The organism is Nonomuraea helvata (assembly GCF_039535785.1).
Lineage (GTDB): Bacteria > Actinomycetota > Actinomycetes > Streptosporangiales > Streptosporangiaceae > Nonomuraea > Nonomuraea helvata.
This window is the reverse complement of record NZ_BAAAXV010000005.1, coordinates 729,176-747,886: the sequence shown is the minus strand read 5'-3', so window position 1 is coordinate 747,886 and position 18,711 is coordinate 729,176. Positions and strand designations below refer to the sequence as shown.

The 18,711-nt window shown below is 69.1% G+C and carries 20 protein-coding genes and 1 tRNA gene; 12 read left to right on the top strand and 9 right to left on the bottom strand.

Annotation, left to right across the window (positions count from 1 at the left end):
* The first annotated feature begins 1 nt into the window (after position 1).
* Positions 2 to 871 carry an ABC transporter ATP-binding protein gene (locus tag ABD830_RS22835; protein ID WP_344992981.1) on the top strand — a complete coding sequence of 290 codons (870 nt, stop codon included), beginning with the start codon at positions 2 to 4 and terminating at the stop codon, positions 869 to 871.
* Here the strand turns inward: ABD830_RS22835 and ABD830_RS22830 are convergent.
* Positions 864 to 1,322 carry a MarR family winged helix-turn-helix transcriptional regulator gene (locus ABD830_RS22830; protein ID WP_344990642.1) on the bottom strand — a complete coding sequence of 153 codons (459 nt, stop codon included), beginning with the start codon at positions 1,320 to 1,322 and terminating at the stop codon, positions 864 to 866. The genes ABD830_RS22835 and ABD830_RS22830 overlap by 8 nt on opposite strands.
* Positions 1,323 to 1,396: 74 nt before the next feature.
* Here ABD830_RS22830 and ABD830_RS22825 point away from each other — a divergent pair, with 74 nt between their 5' ends.
* Entirely contained in the window at positions 1,397 to 2,803 is a 1,407-nt protein-coding gene (locus tag ABD830_RS22825; protein ID WP_344990640.1) for an MFS transporter, read from the top strand.
* On the opposite strand, the gene ABD830_RS22820 is transcribed toward ABD830_RS22825, so the two are convergent.
* Entirely contained in the window at positions 2,781 to 3,137 is a 357-nt protein-coding gene (locus ABD830_RS22820; protein WP_344990638.1) for a DUF742 domain-containing protein, read from the bottom strand. The two genes, ABD830_RS22825 and ABD830_RS22820, sit on opposite strands and share 23 nt — an antisense overlap.
* Positions 3,130 to 5,016, bottom strand: coding sequence for a sensor histidine kinase (locus tag ABD830_RS22815; RefSeq protein ID WP_344990636.1), 1,887 nt, complete (start codon positions 5,014 to 5,016; stop codon positions 3,130 to 3,132). Before ABD830_RS22815 ends, ABD830_RS22820 begins: the two co-directional genes overlap by 8 nt.
* A gap of 172 nt (positions 5,017 to 5,188) precedes the next feature.
* Between ABD830_RS22815 and ABD830_RS22810 the strand changes: the two genes are divergently transcribed.
* Positions 5,189 to 6,748: an ABC transporter substrate-binding protein gene (locus tag ABD830_RS22810; protein WP_344990633.1), complete on the top strand. Its 1,560-nt coding sequence runs from the start codon at positions 5,189 to 5,191 to the stop codon at positions 6,746 to 6,748.
* On the opposite strand, the gene ABD830_RS22805 is transcribed toward ABD830_RS22810, so the two are convergent.
* Positions 6,724 to 6,906, bottom strand: a complete 183-nt coding sequence (locus tag ABD830_RS22805) for a hypothetical protein (RefSeq protein ID WP_344993068.1) — start codon at positions 6,904 to 6,906, stop codon at positions 6,724 to 6,726. The two genes, ABD830_RS22810 and ABD830_RS22805, sit on opposite strands and share 25 nt — an antisense overlap.
* Positions 6,907 to 6,927: 21 nt before the next feature.
* Here ABD830_RS22805 and ABD830_RS22800 point away from each other — a divergent pair, with 21 nt between their 5' ends.
* Positions 6,928 to 7,557, top strand: coding sequence for a hypothetical protein (locus tag ABD830_RS22800; RefSeq protein ID WP_344992979.1), 630 nt, complete (start codon positions 6,928 to 6,930; stop codon positions 7,555 to 7,557).
* Position 7,558: 1 nt separating this feature from the next.
* On the opposite strand, the gene ABD830_RS22795 is transcribed toward ABD830_RS22800, so the two are convergent.
* Positions 7,559 to 7,792 (bottom strand): DUF4326 domain-containing protein, encoded by a 234-nt coding sequence (locus ABD830_RS22795; RefSeq protein WP_344990630.1) that lies wholly within the window; start codon positions 7,790 to 7,792, stop codon positions 7,559 to 7,561.
* A gap of 58 nt (positions 7,793 to 7,850) precedes the next feature.
* Between ABD830_RS22795 and ABD830_RS22790 the strand changes: the two genes are divergently transcribed.
* Both ABD830_RS22790 and ABD830_RS22785 read left to right on the top strand, forming a co-directional pair.
* Positions 7,851 to 8,645 (top strand): exodeoxyribonuclease III, encoded by a 795-nt coding sequence (locus tag ABD830_RS22790; protein WP_344990627.1) that lies wholly within the window; start codon positions 7,851 to 7,853, stop codon positions 8,643 to 8,645.
* 89 nt (positions 8,646 to 8,734) lie between these two features.
* Positions 8,735 to 8,968, top strand: a complete 234-nt coding sequence (locus ABD830_RS22785; protein ID WP_344990624.1) for a hypothetical protein — start codon at positions 8,735 to 8,737, stop codon at positions 8,966 to 8,968.
* A gap of 60 nt (positions 8,969 to 9,028) precedes the next feature.
* Here ABD830_RS22785 and ABD830_RS22780 read toward each other — a convergent pair whose 3' ends face one another.
* Positions 9,029 to 9,955 (bottom strand): cobalamin biosynthesis protein, encoded by a 927-nt coding sequence (locus tag ABD830_RS22780; protein WP_344990621.1) that lies wholly within the window; start codon positions 9,953 to 9,955, stop codon positions 9,029 to 9,031.
* A complete protein-coding gene (locus ABD830_RS22775) occupies positions 9,939 to 10,721 on the bottom strand; it encodes a phosphotransferase (protein ID WP_344990618.1) in 783 nt (260 codons plus the stop codon). The genes ABD830_RS22780 and ABD830_RS22775 overlap by 17 nt, the downstream gene beginning before the upstream one ends.
* Positions 10,722 to 10,811: 90 nt before the next feature.
* Between ABD830_RS22775 and ABD830_RS22770 the strand changes: the two genes are divergently transcribed.
* Together ABD830_RS22770 and ABD830_RS22765 are read left to right on the top strand one after the other, a co-directional pair.
* Positions 10,812 to 11,546 (top strand): ZIP family metal transporter, encoded by a 735-nt coding sequence (locus ABD830_RS22770; protein WP_344990616.1) that lies wholly within the window; start codon positions 10,812 to 10,814, stop codon positions 11,544 to 11,546.
* A gap of 54 nt (positions 11,547 to 11,600) precedes the next feature.
* Positions 11,601 to 11,674, top strand: a tRNA-Arg gene (locus ABD830_RS22765).
* Positions 11,675 to 11,711: 37 nt separating this feature from the next.
* Here the strand turns inward: ABD830_RS22765 and ABD830_RS22760 are convergent.
* Both ABD830_RS22760 and ABD830_RS22755 read right to left on the bottom strand, forming a co-directional pair.
* Positions 11,712 to 12,905 carry an IS481 family transposase gene (locus tag ABD830_RS22760; protein ID WP_344990613.1) on the bottom strand — a complete coding sequence of 398 codons (1,194 nt, stop codon included), beginning with the start codon at positions 12,903 to 12,905 and terminating at the stop codon, positions 11,712 to 11,714.
* Between the two features lie 324 nt (positions 12,906 to 13,229).
* Positions 13,230 to 13,814: a tyrosine-type recombinase/integrase gene (locus ABD830_RS22755; RefSeq protein WP_344990610.1), complete on the bottom strand. Its 585-nt coding sequence runs from the start codon at positions 13,812 to 13,814 to the stop codon at positions 13,230 to 13,232.
* 941 nt (positions 13,815 to 14,755) lie between these two features.
* Here ABD830_RS22755 and pyrF point away from each other — a divergent pair.
* From pyrF to ABD830_RS22735, 4 genes are all read left to right on the top strand, one after another.
* Positions 14,756 to 15,475 (top strand): orotidine-5'-phosphate decarboxylase, encoded by a 720-nt coding sequence (gene pyrF / locus ABD830_RS22750; protein ID WP_344990607.1) that lies wholly within the window; start codon positions 14,756 to 14,758, stop codon positions 15,473 to 15,475.
* A 344-nt stretch (positions 15,476 to 15,819) separates the two neighbouring features.
* Positions 15,820 to 16,905 carry a hypothetical protein gene (locus tag ABD830_RS22745; RefSeq protein ID WP_344990604.1) on the top strand — a complete coding sequence of 362 codons (1,086 nt, stop codon included), beginning with the start codon at positions 15,820 to 15,822 and terminating at the stop codon, positions 16,903 to 16,905.
* A complete protein-coding gene (gene tmk, locus ABD830_RS22740; protein WP_344990601.1) occupies positions 16,898 to 17,572 on the top strand; it encodes a dTMP kinase in 675 nt (224 codons plus the stop codon). Before ABD830_RS22745 ends, tmk begins: the two co-directional genes overlap by 8 nt.
* On the top strand, positions 17,565 to 18,701 hold the full coding sequence (locus ABD830_RS22735; RefSeq protein ID WP_344990598.1) for a M20 family metallopeptidase: 1,137 nt from the start codon (positions 17,565 to 17,567) through the stop codon (positions 18,699 to 18,701). The genes tmk and ABD830_RS22735 overlap by 8 nt, the downstream gene beginning before the upstream one ends.
* Positions 18,702 to 18,711: the final 10 nt, after the last annotated feature.

Below are 18,711 nucleotides of genomic sequence, written 5' to 3'. Positions count from 1 at the left end.
CATGCTCAGGGCCGAGCGGGTCACGCTCGGGTACGGCCGCCACCCGGTCGTGCACGACGTGACCCTGGACATCACCGAGGGCGGCGTCGGCCTGATAGGGGAGAGCGGCTCAGGCAAGACGACGCTGGCGCGCGCGTTTCTGGGCCTCCTCACCCCCATGTCCGGAAATATTTGGTACGGCGACCAAACCCTGAAAAAGGCTGACATGAGGAAGTTCCGCAAGGACGTCCAGCCTGTCTTCCAGGCCGAGGCCCTCGACCCCAGGATGCGCATCGGCACCTCCGTCGCGGAGGCACTCCCGAGAAGCGCCCGGTCCAGGGTGAAGGAACTGCTCGAACAGGTCGGCCTGGACCCCGAGGTGGCCGCCCGCAGACCGCACCAGCTCTCCGGAGGCCAGCGCCAGCGCGTGGTCATCGCCAGAGCCCTGGCCGTCGGCCCCCGCCTGCTCATCCTGGATGAGCCCACCAGCGCGCTCGACGTCACCGTCCAGGCCAGGATCCTCGACCTGCTGGCCGCACTGGAGACCGAGCGCCTCCTCATCACCCACAACCTCGCCGTCGTGGACCGGCTCTGCCGCACCTCGCACGTGCTCTTCGCGGGCCGCGTGGTGGAGTCGGGCCCCACGGGCGACCTCCTGGCGAAACCGGCCCATCCCTACACGCGTGCCCTGCGCGACGCCGTGCCGAAGCTGGGCGGCGCCCCGCCGGAGGCCAAGGGCAGGACGGAGGCCGTACCCGCCCGGACCGGGTGCGCCTTCAGGCTGCGCTGCCCGCTGGCCGTGCCGGAATGCGAGCAGCCGCCCGCGCTCAGGGAGATCGGAGGAGGCCGTCAGGTCGCCTGCCACCGCGCGGAGGACGTACTGGCTAAATAACGCCTCGCAGGTGTGCGGTGAGGTCGTCGGCCAGTTTCTCCATCAACCTGGACAGCTCCGCTCGATCCGCCGTCGGCCACGCGGCGAGCGCGCCCTCGAACCAGTCGGTCGTCACCTTGCGGCACCTGTTCGCGACCTCGATCCCCTCCTCGGTGAGCGCGATGCGCCACGCCCTGCCGTCGTCGGGGTCGCGTACCCGCTCGACCAGCTTGCGCTGCTCGAGCGAGGCGACGTGCCTGGTCACGTGAGGGCTCTCCACCTGCAGACCTTGGGCGATCGCCCCGATCCTGCACGGCTCGGGCGCGTCCAGCAGGTGGGCGAGGATCTGCACGTCCGGCCGGTCGAGCCGGACGCCGGCGGCCTCGGTCAGCCGCTCGTGCGTCTTGGCACGGTGGAGTGAGTTCACGAGTGTGCGGAACGCCACAACCGTCCTGTTGAGATCTTCGTCCATCCTGATTTACTTACCTAACTTACGTATGTAGTATCGTCGCTTGTTACTTACCTAAGTTACCTAAAGGAGCCGACATGGCGACAGTGGTCGTGCCCGCCGCACGCGAGACGCCCACCAAGAACCCGTGGCCCGCGGTGGTCGCGTTGTCCTTCGCAGCCTCCATCGCCGCGCTGCAGAACACCGCGGTGGTCCCGTTGCTTCCCGTGCTGCAGCGGGAGCTGCACGTCTCCCTCTCCGCCGTGAGCTGGACGCTCACGCTGAGCCTCCTGGTCGGGGCGGTCGCCACGCCGTTGCTGTCGCGCTTCGGCGACATGTACGGCAGACGCCCCATGATCCTCGGCGCCCTGACCCTGCTGGTGGTCGGCTCGGTCATGGCGGCGCTGGCGACCTCGCTGACCTGGTTGATCGTGGCGAGGGTGCTGCAGGGCTCGGTGGCCGCGCTGGTGCCGCTCTCCATCGGGGTGGCGCGCGACGTGCTGCCCAGGGAGCAGCTCGCGACCGGCATCGGGGTGATCAGCGCGACGATGGGGTTCGGGAGCGGCGGCGGGATGATCCTGGCCGGGCTCGCGTCCGGCGACTTCCACCTGGTGTTCTGGATCACGGGCGGCATCTCGCTGGTGGCCGCCGTGATCGTGGCCTTCCTCGTACGCGACGGCGCCCCGGCAGGCAAGGGCCGGCCTGACCTGGCCGGTGCCGCGCTGCTGACCGCCTGGCTGGTCGCCCTCCTGCTGGCCATCAGCGAGGGCGGCTCGTGGGGCTGGACCTCGCCGGGCGTGCTCGGCCTGTTCGCCGCCGCGGTGGCGCTGGCGGCCGTCTGGGTGCTGGTCGAGCGGAGGGTGGCCGAGCCGCTGGTGGAGATGGCGATGCTGGCGCAGCGGGGGACGATCGGCGCGACGGTGGCCTCGATGCTGCTCGGGTTCTCGTTCTTCACCCTCATGACCGGCATCTCGAACTTCGCCCAGATCCCCGAGAAGACCGGCTACGGCTTCGGCGCGTCCACCCTGGAAGTCGGCTTCTTCCTGCTGCCGAGCACGCTCTTCATGCTGGTGATCTCGCTGTTCGCCGGGCGTTTCATGCGCCGCTTCCAGGCCTCGTCCATGGTGGCGGCGGGTTCGGCGGTCACCGCGCTGGCCGCGATCTGGCTGGTGGTCGAGCACAGCAGCCCGGCCCACCTGTATGTCGCGACCTCGCTGATGGGCATCGGGCTGGGCGTCGGCTACGCGGCGCTGGGCACCATGGCCGTAGAGCACGTGGACCCGGCCAAGACCGCCCTGGCGGCGGGCGTCAACGCGCTCGTGCGCATCGTGGGCGGCAGCACGGCGGGCGCGGCCATCGCCGCCATCCTGGCGGCGCAGCCGGGGGTGGGCGGCTACCAGCGGGTCTTCGGGGCAGCCGCCCTGGCAGGCGTCGTGGCCGCGATCTTCGCGGCCGTGTACGGGCGCCTCAACCGCAGGATGGTCACAGCGCCTTCAACCCGCTGATCACCTCGAGCAGCACCTTCGCGTCGGGGGCGGGTGGCGGGTGCTCGACCTGCACGAGCTGCTGCGCGTGCAGGTCGCCGACCAGCACCCTGACCACGCCGATGGGCAGGTTCAGCTCGGCCGCGACGTCCACGAGCCGAGTCGGCTTGGTGCACTTCTGCAGGATGATCAGATGCTCGGGGCCCAGGCCCACGGGCAGGCTCAGGCCGCCGGCGGTGATGATCACCGCGATGAGGTCGATGGCCTCGCTCGCGGGCACCGTACGGCCACGGGTCAGCAGGTAGGCCGGGACGATAGGACCGGCGTCCTCGTCCAGCCAGCGCTCGTCATTCACTTCGCACCACCCGCATGGGTCGAGCGGGCTCGTTCACGTGGGCCTCCGGTTCCGGCTCGGCCACGTGTTCTTCCGGGATCAACACGATCGCGGTGGTCCCTCCATATGGTGAACCGCGCAACGTCACGCGGATGTCGTGCCTGGCGGCCAGGCGGGAGACGACGAAAAGGCCGAGCCGGTCGCTGTCGGCCAGGTCGAACTCCGGTGGGCTGGCCAGCCGCTCGTTGAACTCGGCCAGCTCCGCTGCGCTCATCCCGAATCCGCGGTCCTCGACCTCGAAGGCGAAGCCGCGGGCCGCCACCTCGCCGCGCACGATGACCGTGGTGTGCGCCGGCGAGTAGACGGTGGCGTTCTCGATGAGCTCGGCGATCAGGTGGATCACGTCGCCCACCACGGGCCCGGCCAGGCGCTGGCCGGACATCGGCTCGACGGTGACCCGCTGGTAGTCCTCCACCTCGGCCGACGCGCCGCGGGCCACGTCGAGCATCGGCACCGGCCGGCTCCAGCCGCGGCCGGGGGTGGCGCCCGAGAGGATGATCAGGCCCTCGGCGTGGCGGCGCATGCGGGTGGTCAGGTGGTCGAGCTTGAACAGGTCGTCCAGCGCGTCGGGGTCGGTGGCCCGGTGCTGCATGTCCTGCAGCTGGATGCGCTGGCGGTGCAGCAGCGTCTGGCTGCGCCTGGCCAGGTTGCGGAACACGTGCCCGACGCCCTCGCTGAGCTGCGCCTGGCCGACCGCGGCCTCGACGGCGGTCTGCTGGACGGTGGAGAACGCCTGGCCCACGTCGTCGATCTCGACCGTGGTGCTCGCCACGGAGAGCTCCGGCACCTCGACCGTCTCTCCCTTGCGGAGCTTGGCGACCACGCGGGGGAGCCGCTCCTGGGCCACCTCCAGCGCGGCCATGCGCAGCGCGCCCAGCTCCTTGGAGAGCCGGTTGCCCATGCGCAGCGAGAACGCGATCGACACGACCACCAGCCCCAGCGCGGTGCCCGCCAGCAGGAGCGCCCTGGACAGCACCTGGTCGGCGATCGGATCCGCCCGCCCGTTCAGCACCGTGCTGGCCTGCATCTGCGCGTCCTGGAACGACTTCGCCAAGCCCTCCGTGGTGGCGAGCCAGCCCTGCGGCGCCCGCCCCGCGATGATCTGGTCCTCCATCAACCGCATCCGCTGGTAGGCGGGGGAGGTGATCAGCGCCACCTGGGTGTCGCGCAGGACGGGGTCGAGCTCGCCGAGCGACTGGTCGACCAGGAAGCGCCGGTTGCCGGCGAGCTGCGTGAACAGCCTGCGCTCCCCGGCCGTCGTCGGCCCGAACGCGACGGCCTGCTCCCTGGTGAGCAGCTCCTTGGCGTACCCCATGTCGATGACCACGCGCGACTGCTCGTAGATCGGGATGTCGTCGATCAGCGCGACCCGCTTGTGCAGGCCGAACAGGGTGTCGATGATCGCGCTGTACGCCTCCACGGTGTGCAGACGGTCAGACAGGCTCGTGTCGATCTCTCCTCGGATCGCCTCGAGCCTGTCGAGCTGCGTGTTCACCGCGTCCACTTGTGTGCGGATCTCTTCCGATCGGTCCTTGGATGTGCTGGAGAGCTGCTTGAAGGCGTCCCTGGCGGCGTCGGTCCGGGATCGCTGCGCTGTCACGGTCGACTTGTTCTCGGAGTGACGCAGGAGTTTGGCCGAGACAAGACGTTCACGCTGGATCTCGCTGATCAGTTTGTACGCGGGAAGGCGGAGGTTCGTCCAGAGTGTCTTATATTCGCGTAGCTCCAAGCTCTCAGTGGCGGTGACGGCGGTGATGACCCCCCACAAGACCACCATGGAGGTCAGCGGCACCAGTAGTAGTCCGATGATCTTCATGCGGATCGTTCGGCTACGACCCATGGCACCTCACTCCGGTCGGTCCCCTGCTGGCAACCCCGGACGGGACAAGCCCCGAGGATAGCAATTCGATCACCAGAATGCCCAATTTTTCGGGACTTTTGGACACCTGGGCACCGATCCTATCGATCTTGGAGTAGGTTTCCCGAGTACATCGCTGACAAAGGGAGTTGCGTTGCGCCGTCGTCTCGCAGCGGCCGCCGCGCTGATGCTCCTCGCGGCCTGTTCGACGCCTCCGGAGCCGCCTCAGGCTCCGGCGGGGGTGTCCTCGTTCGTCTACGTCGACAACCTGGACATCGTCACCGAATGGGACCCGAGCCGGTCCTACTCCAACGAGATCGTCGCCTTCCAGAACATGTACGAGACGCTCACCTTCTGGAACCCCGTCACCAAGAAGTCCAGCCCCCGCCTGGCCACGTCGTGGCGCTCCTCACCCGACGGCCGGACGTGGACCTTCAACCTCCGTCCCGGGGTGACCTTCCACACCGGCAGGCAACTGGACGCGACCGCCGTCAAGGCGTCGATCGAGCGCACCATGCAGGCCAGGACGGGCGCGTCCTACATCTGGGACGCCGTCTCCTCCATCAGGGTCGACGGCCCGGCCACGGTGACGTTCGCGCTGAAGTACCCCGTTCCCCTGGATCTGGTGGCCTCGTCCACGTACGCGGCCTACATCTACGACACGCAGGCGGCGCCCGACCTCGGGAAGTTCTTCGCGGCCGGCAGGGACGCCGGCTCGGGGCCGTACACGGTGACGAAGTGGCAGAAGGGCAAGGAGGACGAGCTCACGCTCAGCGCGTACGACAAGTACTGGAGAGGGTGGGAGGGGCCGCACTACAACACGGTGAAGTTCCGCGTCGTGCCCGACCCCGACCGGGCGTGGCGGCTGCTGCAGCGGGGCGAGGTGAACTTCGTGCCGCGGCTCAACTCGCGCCTGTTCGCCGAGGCCGCCGCCGAGCCGGGCGTGCGCACGTCGGAGCGGCCGTCGTTCCAGACGGCGATGATGCTGTTCAACACCGCGAGCGGGCCGATGCGCGACGTGCGGGTGCGCCGCGCGGTCCAGAAGGCCGTCGACTACCAGGGCCTGATCAAGGACCTGAAGGGCGCCGTCGCCCCGGCCAGCGGCATCGTGCCCGAGGGGCTGATGGGTCACGTGCCCGGCCGCATGCCTCGGCAGGACCTGGCGGGCGCGGCCCAGCTGCTGGCCAAGGCGGGGTACGGCCCGGCCGGCCGGCCGTTGCGGCTGAAGCTGACGTACGGGGAGGGCGACACGGACTGGCATCTGCTCGCCACCAGGCTCGCGTACGCACTCAAACCGCTCAACATCACGATCGACGCCCAGGCCATGCCCTGGAACGCCCAATGGGACCTCGGCAAGAAGCGCGGCCAGGACATCTTCGTCATGTACTGGTGGCCCGACTACGCCGACGGCTACTCCTACTTCGGGAACGTCTTCCACAGCGCCAGCCCGCCCGTCTTCAACCTGGCCTACCTGCGGGACCACACCCTGGACGCGCTGCTCGACACCGTGCCCGAGCTGACCGTGACCGACAGGGCGGCGGCGCAGCGGGCGTACGAGCAGGCCACGAAGCGGGTGCTCGACCTGCGGGCGGCCGCCGCGATGCCGTGGGTGGTCAACTATCAGCGGGCCTTCCAGGGCGCCGTGCAGGGCTATGACGACAACCCGGCCTATCCGGACGTGGTCTTCGTCTACGACCTGCGGCCCTCGGGCTGACCTTCCCCCGCTCCCTCGACGCGCTCTTTCAGGCGCGCCCGGATCTCCTCGGGGGTGTAGGCGCGGCGGCGGCGTTCGGCGCGCGCGATCACCACTCCCGTGGCCGCGACCCCCATGATCCCTGCCAGACCGAGCATCTTCCACCAGCGCATGCGCATGTTGCCTAGGCTAGCGGTGTGCTGACTCTCGATGAGGCCGTCCGGGTGACGAGGACCGGCGATCTGTGGATCTTCCGCGGGCGTTCGGTGCCCGACCGCGCCATCCAGACGATGACCAACAGCCCGGTCAACCACGTGGGCATGGCCGTCGTGATCGAGGACATGCCGCCGATGATGTGGCACGCCGAGCTCGGCAAGTCGCTGCTCGACCTGTGGTCGGGCACCCACCACCGCGGGGTGCAGCTGCACGATCTGCGCGACGCGGTGACCACCTGGGGCGACCGCTACGGCCAGCGGGCCTGGCTGCGCCAGCTCGAGCCGGAGGCGACGGGGGAGATGGAGGACGCGGCCCTGCGCACGGTGGCCCGGCTCGACGGCACCCCGTTCCCCTCCACCGCCCGCCTGGCCGGCCGCTGGGCCAAGGGCCGGCTCCCGCGGCTGCGCCGCCGACTCAAGGAGGAGACGCTCGAGAGCGCGTACTGCGCCGAGGTGGTGGCCGTCACGTACGAGACGATGGGCCTGCTGCCCGCCGGTCGGCGCCCCAACTGGTACGACCCGGGCAAGTTCTGGAGCGGCGACGACCTTGAGCTGCTCATGGGGCACAGGCTCGGCAACGAGATCATGGTGGGCGTGGAGCGCAGCCGACCGTGACTCACGGTGCTTCTCCCGCCACGACGTCCAGCAGCGCGTCAGCGTGGCACTCCTGGTCGGGATGGCACCAGCAGGCGAGGTCCTTGCCGCCGAGCTCGTGGCGGGCCCGCTCGACCAGCTCGGGGTGCTCCCGCAGATAGGCCCGGTAGAGCGGGATCACCTGAGACCGCACGTGGACCCTCCTCGGGCACGCGGCCGTGGAACCGTCGCGCTCGACCTTGACGCGGCGTGTCATGATGCCTCCTCTCCGTGACCATTATGCTCGGGCCGCGACGGGGTGGCAGGGTGGAGACATGCGGCTCGCAACGTGGAACGTCAACTCCGTGAAAGCCCGCCTGCCCCGTCTGCTCGAGTGGCTGGCCGAGGCGAAGCCGGACATCCTCTGCCTCCAGGAGACCAAGTGCCCGGCGGAGGCGTTCCCCATGGCGGAGGTGGCCGAGCTGGGCTACGCCGCCGCGGCCCACGGCGACGGGCGGTGGAACGGCGTCGCCCTGCTGTCCAAGGTCGGCCTCGACGACGTCACGCTCAGCTTCCCGGGCGAGCCGGGGTTCGGGGAGCTCGACGGGGTGGGCGCGGCCATGCCCGAGGCCCGCGCGATCGGCGCGACCTGCGCCGGCATGCGCGTGTGGTCCCTGTACGCGCCGAACGGCCGCACCGTGGACTCGCCGCACTACGCGTACAAGCTGGACTGGTTCGCCGCCCTGCGGGACGCGCTGGCGGACGAGATGACCATGCCTCTGGTGGCGTGCGGCGACTACAACGTGGCGCCCACGGACGCCGACGTGTGGGACGCCGCGCTGTTCGCCGGCTCCACCCACGTCACCCCGGCCGAGCGCCAGGCCCTGGCCGAGCTGCGCGCCCTGGGGCTGCGCGACGTGGTGCCGACGCCGATGAAGGGCCCGCACCCGTTCACGTACTGGGATTATCGGGCCGGGATGTTCCACAAGAACATGGGGATGCGCATCGACCTGGTCTACGCGAGCGCGGACGTCGCCGGACGGGTGCGCTCGGCGTACGTCGACCGCGAGGCCCGCAAGGGAAAGGGGCCGTCCGATCATGCGCCGATCGTGGTTGATCTCGGGCCTTAATTGCGATTACAAACCGCTGTCGGCCGAGTATCGTGAGTTCTCAAAGTTTCGGGGGCGTGAGTAACCTTCAAGGCCACAGGGGGATCTCCGTGGAACCTGCAGACGGTCGCATCATCTTATTCATCATCATCGCATTCGCCGTGTTCGCTCTAGGCCGCCGGTTCCAGAACATGATCATTATGCGTCAGGTCTGGAAGCAGAGCGCCAAGCAGGTCGTCGCCAGGAAGGAGGTGGCGAACAGCGCCGCGAAGTCGATGATCGGGATCACCTTGGTGGCGATATTCGTCGTCTGGCTGGTGCTCAACCTCAACCGCGTCATGTGAAAAGCATTCAATAGCTCATTACTGCGCAATTGCGACGTGGTCCGCAATCTTCCGGACGACCTATTTGTGGCGATTTTGGAGGGCCCAGGCTGTCAGTACGGCCACGCCGGCAGCGGCCAGGCTCACCGCGCGTGTCAGGCGTACGGCCCGGCGGATGTCCTTGACGCCGGGCTCCGGCCCGTCCCCCATGGTGGGGCGGTGCTCGGTCCTGCCCTGATAGACGTTGGTGCCGCCGAGGGTGACGCCGAGCGCGCCGGCGAAGGCCGCCTCGCACCGGCCGGCGTTCGGGCTGGGGTGCCGGTGGCCGTCCCTCCTGAGCACGGCCAGCGCGCGGCCGGGGCTCGGGCCGGTCAGGACCGTCAGCAGGGCCGTCACCCTGGCGGGCACGTAGTTCGCGACGTCGTCCAACCTCGCCGCCGCCCAGCCGAACCGCTCGTAGCGGGGCGAACGGTGGCCGATCATGGCGTCCAGCGTGTTGATCGCCCGGTACGCCAGCAGCCCCGGCACCCCCGCCACGGCGCCCCAGAAGAGCGGGGCCACGACGGCGTCGGAGGTGTTCTCGGCCAGCGACTCGACCGTGGCCCTGGCCAGTTCCTTGGCCTCGAGGTGCGAGGGGTCGCGGCCGCACAGGTGGGGGAGCCTGGCTCTGGCCCGTGCCAGATCGTCGCGCTCGAGGGCGTCGGCCAGGTACTCGCCCTCGCGGGCGAGCGTGGTGCCGCCGAGCACGGCCCACGTGGCGACGGCTGTGGCGGCCGTACGCGCCTTGGGTATCCGCTGCGCGATGACCCCGAGCGCGGTCACGCCTCCCACGCACATAGCGACATGTACGACTCCGTACGCCTTCTTATCCGCGTACAGGGATTTTTCAATCTTCGCGGCGGTACGCCCGAAGACCGCCACCGGGTGAGCGGGACTCTGCGGGTCGGCGAACACCTGGTCGAGGGCCACCCCGAGGGCGAGCCCCAGCGGATCACACCAGGTGCGCATGGAGTGCGTCTTCGTGCGTGTCCAGCCAGGCGGAGGCGCGCCGGATGCGCTCGCCGGCGCCGCCGGCCCACATCTTCGCCCAGTTGCCGCCCGACGAGGCGCGGGTGCGCATGACGGTGTAGGAGCGGTGGAAGCGGAGCCTGGCGAGGTCGAGGAGGCGGCGGCGGTCGCGGGGCGGCACGCCGTACGCGTCGCAGAACAGCCGCAGCCGGGCGCCCACGTCGAGGTCGCGGAGGAGGGGGTGCCGGTCGACGGGGTCGGCGATGGGGGCCCAGTGGCGGAGGGCGGTGACGATGTCGAAGAGCCGGGTCGTCGGACGGGCCAGATCGAAGTCGATCAGCGCGCGAGGCTTGTCGTTGTGAAATATCATGTTTTCTGGCGTTAAATCACAATGTCCTATGACTTCTGGCGCTTTGTCGTCATTCGACCCGTACGCCCATCCTTCCGTCGCCAGCGGGAACCCGGCGGTCGCGTCGTGGAACTCCCGCACCAGCACGGCGATCGCGGCCAGCGCCGCATCGGTCACGCTCCCGACCCGCAGCCCCGTCGTGCCGGGCACGTAGGTGAGGATCTCGCGCCCCAGCGCGTCCATCCCCAACACCCGCGGCGCCCCCTCGAACCCCGCGGCCTCGAGATGCCTGAGCAGGGCATGCACGGCGGGCGTCGACGTACTGGCCGGTCTCCGTACGGTGTCACCGACCCGCACCACCCCGTCAGTCACGTCGCCGCCCTGCAAAGGAACCTCATGCAGGAGCGTCGCGACCATGCCACGAGAGCTTAGACCCTTTTGCCCCGTCCCCGCCCGGCCTTTTCACAGCTCGGCCGTCGCACCCCGGCACCTCTAACCTTGACTCCCATGCCGATCCTGCTCGCTCTGGCGGCGTTCCTCATGACCCTCCTGGGCGGCCTGGCCGCCGACCGCGTCGGCAACCGCCGCCACCTCCTCCTCGGCGCCGCCGCCGGCATGATGCTCGGCGTGGTGGCCTTCGACCTCCTCCCCGAGGCCCTGACCCACGACACGCTCCAGGCGTACGGCGTCCCCGTGCCGATGCTGACCTTCGCCCTGGCGTTCCTGGCCCTCCACGTCGTCGAGCGCTCGATGGGCATGCACGACGCCCACGAGACCGACTACGCCACCCACCGCCACGCCCGCTCCGGAGTCGGCCTCACCGCCGGCGCGGCCCTGGTCGTCCACAGCCTCCTGGACGGGGCCGCCATCGGCGCCGCGTACCAGACGGACACCGCCCTGGCGGTGGCCGTGGCGATTGGAGTGATCGCCCACGACTTCACGGACGGTTTCAACACGTACACGGTCACTTCCCTGTACGGCAACGCCCGCCACCGCGCCCTCACCCTCCTGCTCCTGGACGCCCTGGCCCCCGTGACAGGCGCCACCCTGACCACCCTGGTCACCATCCCGGACAGCCTCCTGGGCGGCTACCTGGGCTTTTTCTCCGGTTTTCTCCTGTACCTGGCAACCTCCGATATCCTCCCAGAGGCCCACACACCCAGACGCGCCACCGGCTGGACCCTTACGGCGACGGTCGCGGGGACGCTGGTGATGTGGGGTGTGATCGGGCTGACAGGCTGACACGTGGAAAACGTGTGCGTGACAAGTCGCCGGATCATGCACAATAAGGCGGGAGCGCCCTTAGCTCAGCTGGATAGAGCACCGGACTTCTAATCCGACGGTCGCAGGTTCGAATCCTGCAGGGCGCGCTTTTGTGATGTCTCACAACATCGGAAACCCTCGAACCTACGGGTTCGGGGGTTTCGTCCTGTTGGGGTTTGCCTGTGGTTGGTAGTCGCGGGTGGGGTCGATGGTCAGCTCGCGCAGGAGTTCTCCGGTGACGGCGTTGGCGACGCGGACGTGCAGGTCGTCGATAAGCAGGATGACGTGGGTTCGGGCGTGGGTTCGGCCGATGCCGAGGTGGTGGAGCCGGCCGTTGACGCGCAGGGTGACCACGCCGGAGGGGTCGATGCGGTCGTGGCGGACGCGGGCGTGGGTGTCGGCGTCGCGGCTGCCGTCGGGCAGAGCCTTGGGCGAGGCGGCGTAGACGGCTGCCGGGGTGGCTCGGTGTGGCAGGGACCGGTGCGGGCGGTGATGGTTGTAGGAGTCGCAGAAGCGGTCCAGGAGCGCCTGCAGGTCGGCCAGAGTGGCCGGCTGGTCGGGCTGAGCGCGTAGCCAGTTCTTCATCGTCTGCTGGAAGCGTTCGACCTTGCCGCAGGTGGTGGGGTGGTTGGGGGTGGAGTTCTTCTGCCGGACGTGCAGGCGGCGCAGGTCGTGTTCGAAGGCGTTGCGGCCGCCGCGGCCGCCTGCCAGGGGGGTGGTGAAGACCATGCCGTTGTCGGTCAGTGTGGAGGCGGGGACGCCGTGGGCGGCGACCGCGGCGCGGAAGGTGGTCCGCACGATCGGGCCTGTGACGCGGGCGTGCGCGGTCACCGACAGGGCGTAGCGGGAGTGGTCGTCCAGCCAGGACAGGATCTCGGTGTCGGTGCCGTCGGCCAGCCGATAGTGCGTGAAGTCGGCCTGCCACGTCTCGTTCGGCAGCTCTGCTTGGAAGCGGATGTAGGACGAGCGGGGCCGCTTCTTGGGCTCGGGCACGACCAGGCCGCGACGAGTGAGATGGCGGCTGATCGTGGCCCGCGACACCGTCCGCTGATGGTGCTGTCGCAGGTGCCAGGCGATGGTGTCCGGGCCGGCGTCCAGTCCCTGTTCGGCGAGTTCCTTGCGCAGCCGCACGATCAACTCGACCGTGTCGGCGTCGATCGTGGTCGGAGAGGTCTTCGGTCGTCGCGACCGAGGCTCGAACGCCGCCTCGCCCTCGGCCCGGTAGCGCGCCACCAGCTTGGACACCCAGCCCTTGGACACCCCGTAGGCACGGGCAACCTCTGCCTGGGACCGACCCTCGACGACAACGGCGGTGATCACAACTCTGGCCTTGGACACACCCCCCACGCTGTTGACCGCGACGGTTGCCTATGTCCTGAGACACCCTGTGTTGAAGTTTCCTATGTCTTGCGACATGGGTTTCCTATGTCCTGAACCAGCACACTGCAGGGCGCGCTTTGATCATGGCCTGACTTGCGGTTATGCGGGATCGGATGCGTTCTAGAATTTTCGTCTAGCGCTTGCGTGCTCCGTACGTGCTCGCCCGCACCAACCCCGCACACACCATGATCCATTTACCATCCTCCCACTCGGCCCAAGAGCGGCGGCCCCGCCTCGCCGCGAGCAGGCGGCGAACGCGGGGCCGGATGCTTAATCCGACTGTCAGCTCCTCAGCGAGATGACTTGCCCGAGCTGGGCCTGGTCTTGCTTGCCGAACAGCAAGGCGGCGGTCTTCTCGGCCGCAGCCGTGGCCACCTGCGGGTAGACGGAAGTGTAGGTATCGGCGGTGAACGCACTGGAGGTGTGTCCCAGCGTTTCCTGTACCACCTTCATCTCCACCCCGGCGGCCAGCATCAGCGAGGCCGCGCCATGGCGGAGGTCGTGGAGCCGGACGGGTGGCAGGCCGGCGAGGCAGGCGAGCCAGAGGAACTGGTCGGAGATGTGCTGGGGATGGAGCCGGTTGCCGTCCGGATGGGTAAAAACGAACCCGCTATCGGCCAGCGCGAGCAGGTCGCGCACCTGGCCGAGTCCGTCTTTGGCGGCGTCCTGGGTGGCGAAGCCGCCGCGCCGCAGTGGCCCGCGGCGCTTGCCGTCGGGTCCGGGTGGGAGTTCGATCTGGTAGTTCCAGATGCCGTGCCGGTAGCTCCATCCGCCGTCGGCGCGGCGTAGCTTAGGGCATTTTTGCCCGAGTGCCTTGCCGTCGCTGTTGCGGCAGGAGCAGCGTTTGAAGGTGCGTCCCTCGGCCATGGTGGTGCCTGTCCCGTTCTCTTTGGTGCTGTCGGGCGGGGCCGGTGGGGTGGTGAGCAGGGGCGGGGTGGTGCTCAGCCTGGAAGCGGCCGGTGAAAGGACTGATCGCCCTGTTCGACGGGCGTGCCTTCGGTAGTCCTGTTCCAGACACGCATCCCGCGCTTTCCCGTTCAGCCATGGCCCCGGTGGTGGCTGTCCCCGCGGGTTACAAGCGGAACTTCTGGAATGCCGCTTAGCTCGCTGCCGATTCCCTCATCCCTGATGATCGGGAAGAACCTCAAGCCAGGGCACGCCAGCCTATGGTCGGGAGGTGCAGGGGAGAATACCGCCCTTACGATCGCCTGACTGTGGCGGGCCGCCGTCCCTGGCTGGGGGCGATCAAAGACTGCGGTGAACGGCGCCGAACAGCCCGAGCACCGGTGGCCTGCGCGGCGAACTGATCAGAACGCCCCTGGAGATCGTTTGGAGACCTTGTAAACAGAAGGTCGGGGGTTCAATTCCCCGGCTCACCAGCGGGACTCGGTCTCCTGACACAAGAGTCGATGACGGCCTGCATGAGGCATGGGAAGCGGGCGTAGTGCGTTGGCGGCAGTTCCAGGCGGTCGTCAAGACGATTTCCGTGCCAATTGGTGATCGGGACTGAAGTGTTGTTTCTGCACGCTCGAAAGTTTCATTCGCGGAGCCCTTTCAGGGTTTCCTGGTCCGAGCCCGGGGGAGAAGTGCGGCAATCTCGCCGATCGTCCCGATGACCCGTAGGGCAAGGCGCCGGCGGGTCATGACGGGGAGCGCCGCCACGTCCACCGGGGCGCCCGGAAGGCGGCCGCCGCCGTTTCCGTGAGACGGAAACGGCCAGGCCTGCTCTTTCCGCAGCTTTGACCCGGGCCGCGGATTCCGTCTAACCTACGGCGACGCCGAAATCCCGGAAATAAGAGGAGCGCGCCATGTCGATTGAGGAAAGAGAAAGGCTCTGCCTGGCACTCGACACCCTTGACCGCGACGAGATTCTCGGCACCGTGGACGAGCTCAAGGATCTCGTCGGCTATTTCAAAATTCACGCGGGCTTCACGCTGCACGGCCCCGGCCTGGTGCGTGACATTCTCGCCAGGGACGTCAAAGTGTTTCTCGACCTGAAACTGTACGACATTCCCAACACGTTGGCGCATTATGGCGAGGCCGTCACGCGGCTTGGCGTGCACCTGGTGACGATCGACCCGTCGGGTGGCCTCGCGATGATGCGCAGCGTGGCGGAGGCCGCCGCGCGGACCGCCGCCGAACTGGGCACGGGGCGGCCGAAGCTGCTCGGCGTCACCCTGCTCACCAGCGTCGACCAGCACGTGCTCAACAACGAGATGAACATAGCGGGAACAGTCGAAGACGAGGTGCGCCGCCGGGCCTTGCTCGCCGCGGAAGCGGGCCTGGACGGGATCGTCTGCGCGCCCGCGGAAACCAGGGCGATCCGCCACGAGCTGCCCGCTGATTTCTTCTACGTCACCCCGGGGACCAGGTCAGCCGGGCACTCGAACCATGACCACAAGCGTATAGGCACGCATGCGGAAGCCGTCGCCGGCGGCGCCTCGCTCCTCGTCGTCGGCCGCGAAATTCGGCAGGCGGCGGACCGCAGAAAGGCCGCGCTAAAGGTGCTCGACCAGATCATCCGGTGAATCGCGGCGAACCAGCGGATCCGGAAGGAAGCGCGTGTCCGTTCCCTTCCGGGGAAGCTCGCCCCCGCCGGACGGCGGATCCGGCAAGCCGGAAGCAGATCTGCTGACCCATTCGATTCCTTGACCGGTCTGAACGGCCCGCATTTCAATCTGCGCATCGGTCAAGGAACGAAGTGGAGGGAACCACATGAAGATTTCCGCCGACATCATTCGCCAGCTGTCGACCGGCGCCGTGAAGAAGGGTTGTCAGAACGGCAACGGGAAGTGATGCGACGGCGACCGTGACGGCCGGCGAGGCCGCCACGGTCGCCGTGCTGAAAGTATCCGAAGGAGCGAGCGACATCGTGTCTCTTGAAATGATTCTCGGGGAGAGACGGCTCGCGGGCAGAGCCGAGCTGGCTGAGGCGATGCGGATCCTGGCCTCCCAGGCGGTGCCCGGCGACGCCGCGGGCGAGCTGGGCGACGTGCCGCCCGGCGCGTTCCACGAGCCCCGGCTCTATTCGCAGCTGGTCAGGCCGGGCTTCGAGAGCATGACGCTCGCGCAGCTGCTCTACGGCGGCCTGGCGGAGCGGCCCGCGGTGATCGTGGCCAGGACTGACGCCGCGGGGGTGCTGAGCCTGCCCGGCGTTGGCACGCTCGCCACCGGGTTACCTGGCGCCGAGGTGCGCCTGCGCCGCGACGAGGCCGCTCGCGCCTTCGTGGTCCGGGACGCCGGCGGCGAGTCGCGCACCTGCGCTCTGCGGCCGAGCGCGTTCGCCGCCGGCATGGAGATCGTGGGGTGGCTGGACCCCATGCTCGGCCGGTTCCTGGCCGACCACATGGACGACGCGCAGGAGCTCGTCCTGGTGGACGACCCGCGACGCTACCAGGGGCCGATCACCCGCGCCCTGGACCTCATCGCGGTCGTGCGCCCCGAGTTCCACGTTTGGCTGGTGGAGAGCCTGCGCGGCGTGCTCCTGTTCCGGCATCCGCACGCGGAGTCCTTCGCCGCGCTCGGCATGCACGGAATGATCTTCCTGAACGTGCCGCGGCAGACCACCGCCGCCTACTTCGTCGAGCAGCTCACGCACCAGGGCGGCCATGTCGTCTTCAGCGAGGCGACGCTGCGGCGGGCCGACTTCTTCCTCGTCGATCCGGAGACGCCGCTCGCGGAGTGGGCAGGCCGGGACGATCCGCGGACGGTCTACGACGCCTTTCACGGTCTCTACACCGAGCACATGGAGACCCAGGTCTACCGGGCGATCCTTGAGCAGGGGCCTACCTCGCGCGACGAGAGCGCGGACCTGCGTGAACTGCTGGCCACCACCGCCAAGCGGCACGCCGCGGACCTCGAACTGATCGCTCCACACGCCCGGCGGATCTTCTCGGACACCGGGCTCACCGTCTTCGCCGAGTTCCAGAGCAGCCGCGAAAGTGAGACTCATGGTTGACCCAGCCGCACTCGATCGCCTCTTCCGCCCGGCCCGTACCGACGCCGGGCTGCTGATCTCCGTCGTCGGATTCGACGGCTCCGGCAAGACCACCCAGATCGAGCGGCTGGCCGAGGTCTTCCGCGCCCGTGGGCGCGAGGTCGTCGAGACTCGGCAGCCGACCGACTGGTACCGCGGCCTGTCGGAGGTGCAGACCTTCCACGACCAGGGCGGCGCGGTGGAGACGGCGCACGTGCTGGCCCTGCTCGCGGCGGCCGACCGCCGCCGGCACGTCATGAACGTGATCGACCCCGCCCTCGCCAGGGGCGCGGTCGTCCTGTGCGACCGCTACGTGTACGCGACCTTCGGCGTCTTCGTACACCGTGGCGTGGACTTCGACTTCCTCGTGCGGATCAACAGCGGCATCCCGCGCCCCGACTACGCCTTCAGCCTCCAGGTGCCGACCGAGGAGCTGGTACGCAGGCTCAGGGCCCGCGACGGGGACAACCTGAAGCACGAGGAGAAGTCGGCCGACAAGATCGAGTCGATCACGCGTACCTATGAGCGGCTGGGCGACCGGCTGATCCCCATCGACGGATCCCTCGGACCCGATGAGGTGACGAAGGCGATGCTGGCCCACCTCACCGCCGCTCTCCCCGCCGTTCATCAGGGGGACCGCCATGCTTGACGCGAGTGACCTACTGACCCGGCTGATCGCCATCCGCAGCGTGAACCCGCTGCTGCCCGGCGCGGCGCCCGGCGACGGCGAGCGGGAGGCGGCCGCGTTCGTCGCGGACCACCTGCGTGCCGCCGGCATCGAGACAGAACTGCAGGAGGTCGAGGACGGGCGCTGCAACGTCATCGGGCACCTGCCCCGCGCGGGCGGCGCCGACGACGCGGTGATCCTGCTGGTCGGCCACCTCGACACCTATCCGGCGGGCGGGCCGCGCTCCGGTTACGAGCCCGTACGCGAGGGAGACCTGCTGTACGGAAGGGGCAGCGCCGACGCGAAGGGCTCCCTCGCGGCCATGATCACCGCCTTCCTGGCGGCGGCGCGGTCTCCCGTGCGGCGGGAGGCGTACCTGGCGGCCACCGTCGACGAGGAGTGCCTCCTGCTCGGCGCCCGCCGGCTGGTCACACATGCCATGCGCCCCAGCCTGGCCATCACCGGGGAGCCCACCGGCCTGGTGCCGATCACCGCGCAGAAGGGCATCGTCCGCGGCTCGTTGCGCGTGCGGGGCGAGCGCTGCCACGCCGCCTACCCCAAGGACGGCACCGCGATCGACGCAGCGGCCGGGCTCGTCAAGGCCGTGCGCAGGCTCAACGAGGACTACCGGCGAGGCCCCTCGCACCCTGTCCTCGGCGTGCCCACCATGACCGTGACGAAGGCCCGGAGCGACGGCGGCATGAACCTTGGGGCCGGCGAGGTCACGCTCTGGTTCGACGCCAGGTTCCTGCCGGGGACCAGCGCGGGGAGCTTCGCGGTAGAGCTGGAGAACGGCCTGCGCCGCCTGGCCGGCGAGATCGACTTCGCCGCCGACCCGCCCTCCTTCCTCTCGCCCGCCAACCAGTGCCTGGTGGACACCCCGGTGGTGGCCGGCTTCTTCGACCACGTCAAGCAGGTGGCGGGCGCCTGCGAGCCGGAGGGCTTCTGTTACGGCAGTGAGGCGGGCGTGCTCGCCAAGATCTGCGATTCCAGCCTGGTCTTCGGCCCCGGCGACGCGGCCTACTCTCACGGACAGGTCGAAGTCATCGACACCCGTGAGCTCGCCGCCGCGACCGAGATCTTCCGCAGGCTCCTCATCGACCACGAGTGACCCTAGGAGC

Coding starts and splice junctions, on each gene's coding strand:
- ABD830_RS22835 (WP_344992981.1), top strand. CDS start 2: ATGCTCAGGGCCGAGCGGGTCACGCTCGGGTACGGCCGCCACCCGGTC.
- ABD830_RS22830 (WP_344990642.1), bottom strand. CDS start 1,322: ATGGACGAAGATCTCAACAGGACGGTTGTGGCGTTCCGCACACTCGTG.
- ABD830_RS22825 (WP_344990640.1), top strand. CDS start 1,397: ATGGCGACAGTGGTCGTGCCCGCCGCACGCGAGACGCCCACCAAGAAC.
- ABD830_RS22815 (WP_344990636.1), bottom strand. CDS start 5,016: ATGGGTCGTAGCCGAACGATCCGCATGAAGATCATCGGACTACTACTG.
- ABD830_RS22805 (WP_344993068.1), bottom strand. CDS start 6,906: ATGCGCATGCGCTGGTGGAAGATGCTCGGTCTGGCAGGGATCATGGGG.
- ABD830_RS22795 (WP_344990630.1), bottom strand. CDS start 7,792: ATGACACGCCGCGTCAAGGTCGAGCGCGACGGTTCCACGGCCGCGTGC.
- ABD830_RS22790 (WP_344990627.1), top strand. CDS start 7,851: ATGCGGCTCGCAACGTGGAACGTCAACTCCGTGAAAGCCCGCCTGCCC.
- ABD830_RS22780 (WP_344990621.1), bottom strand. CDS start 9,955: ATGCGCACCTGGTGTGATCCGCTGGGGCTCGCCCTCGGGGTGGCCCTC.
- ABD830_RS22775 (WP_344990618.1), bottom strand. CDS start 10,721: ATGGTCGCGACGCTCCTGCATGAGGTTCCTTTGCAGGGCGGCGACGTG.
- ABD830_RS22770 (WP_344990616.1), top strand. CDS start 10,812: ATGCCGATCCTGCTCGCTCTGGCGGCGTTCCTCATGACCCTCCTGGGC.
- ABD830_RS22755 (WP_344990610.1), bottom strand. CDS start 13,814: ATGGCCGAGGGACGCACCTTCAAACGCTGCTCCTGCCGCAACAGCGAC.
- pyrF (WP_344990607.1), top strand. CDS start 14,756: ATGTCGATTGAGGAAAGAGAAAGGCTCTGCCTGGCACTCGACACCCTT.
- tmk (WP_344990601.1), top strand. CDS start 16,898: ATGGTTGACCCAGCCGCACTCGATCGCCTCTTCCGCCCGGCCCGTACC.
- ABD830_RS22735 (WP_344990598.1), top strand. CDS start 17,565: ATGCTTGACGCGAGTGACCTACTGACCCGGCTGATCGCCATCCGCAGC.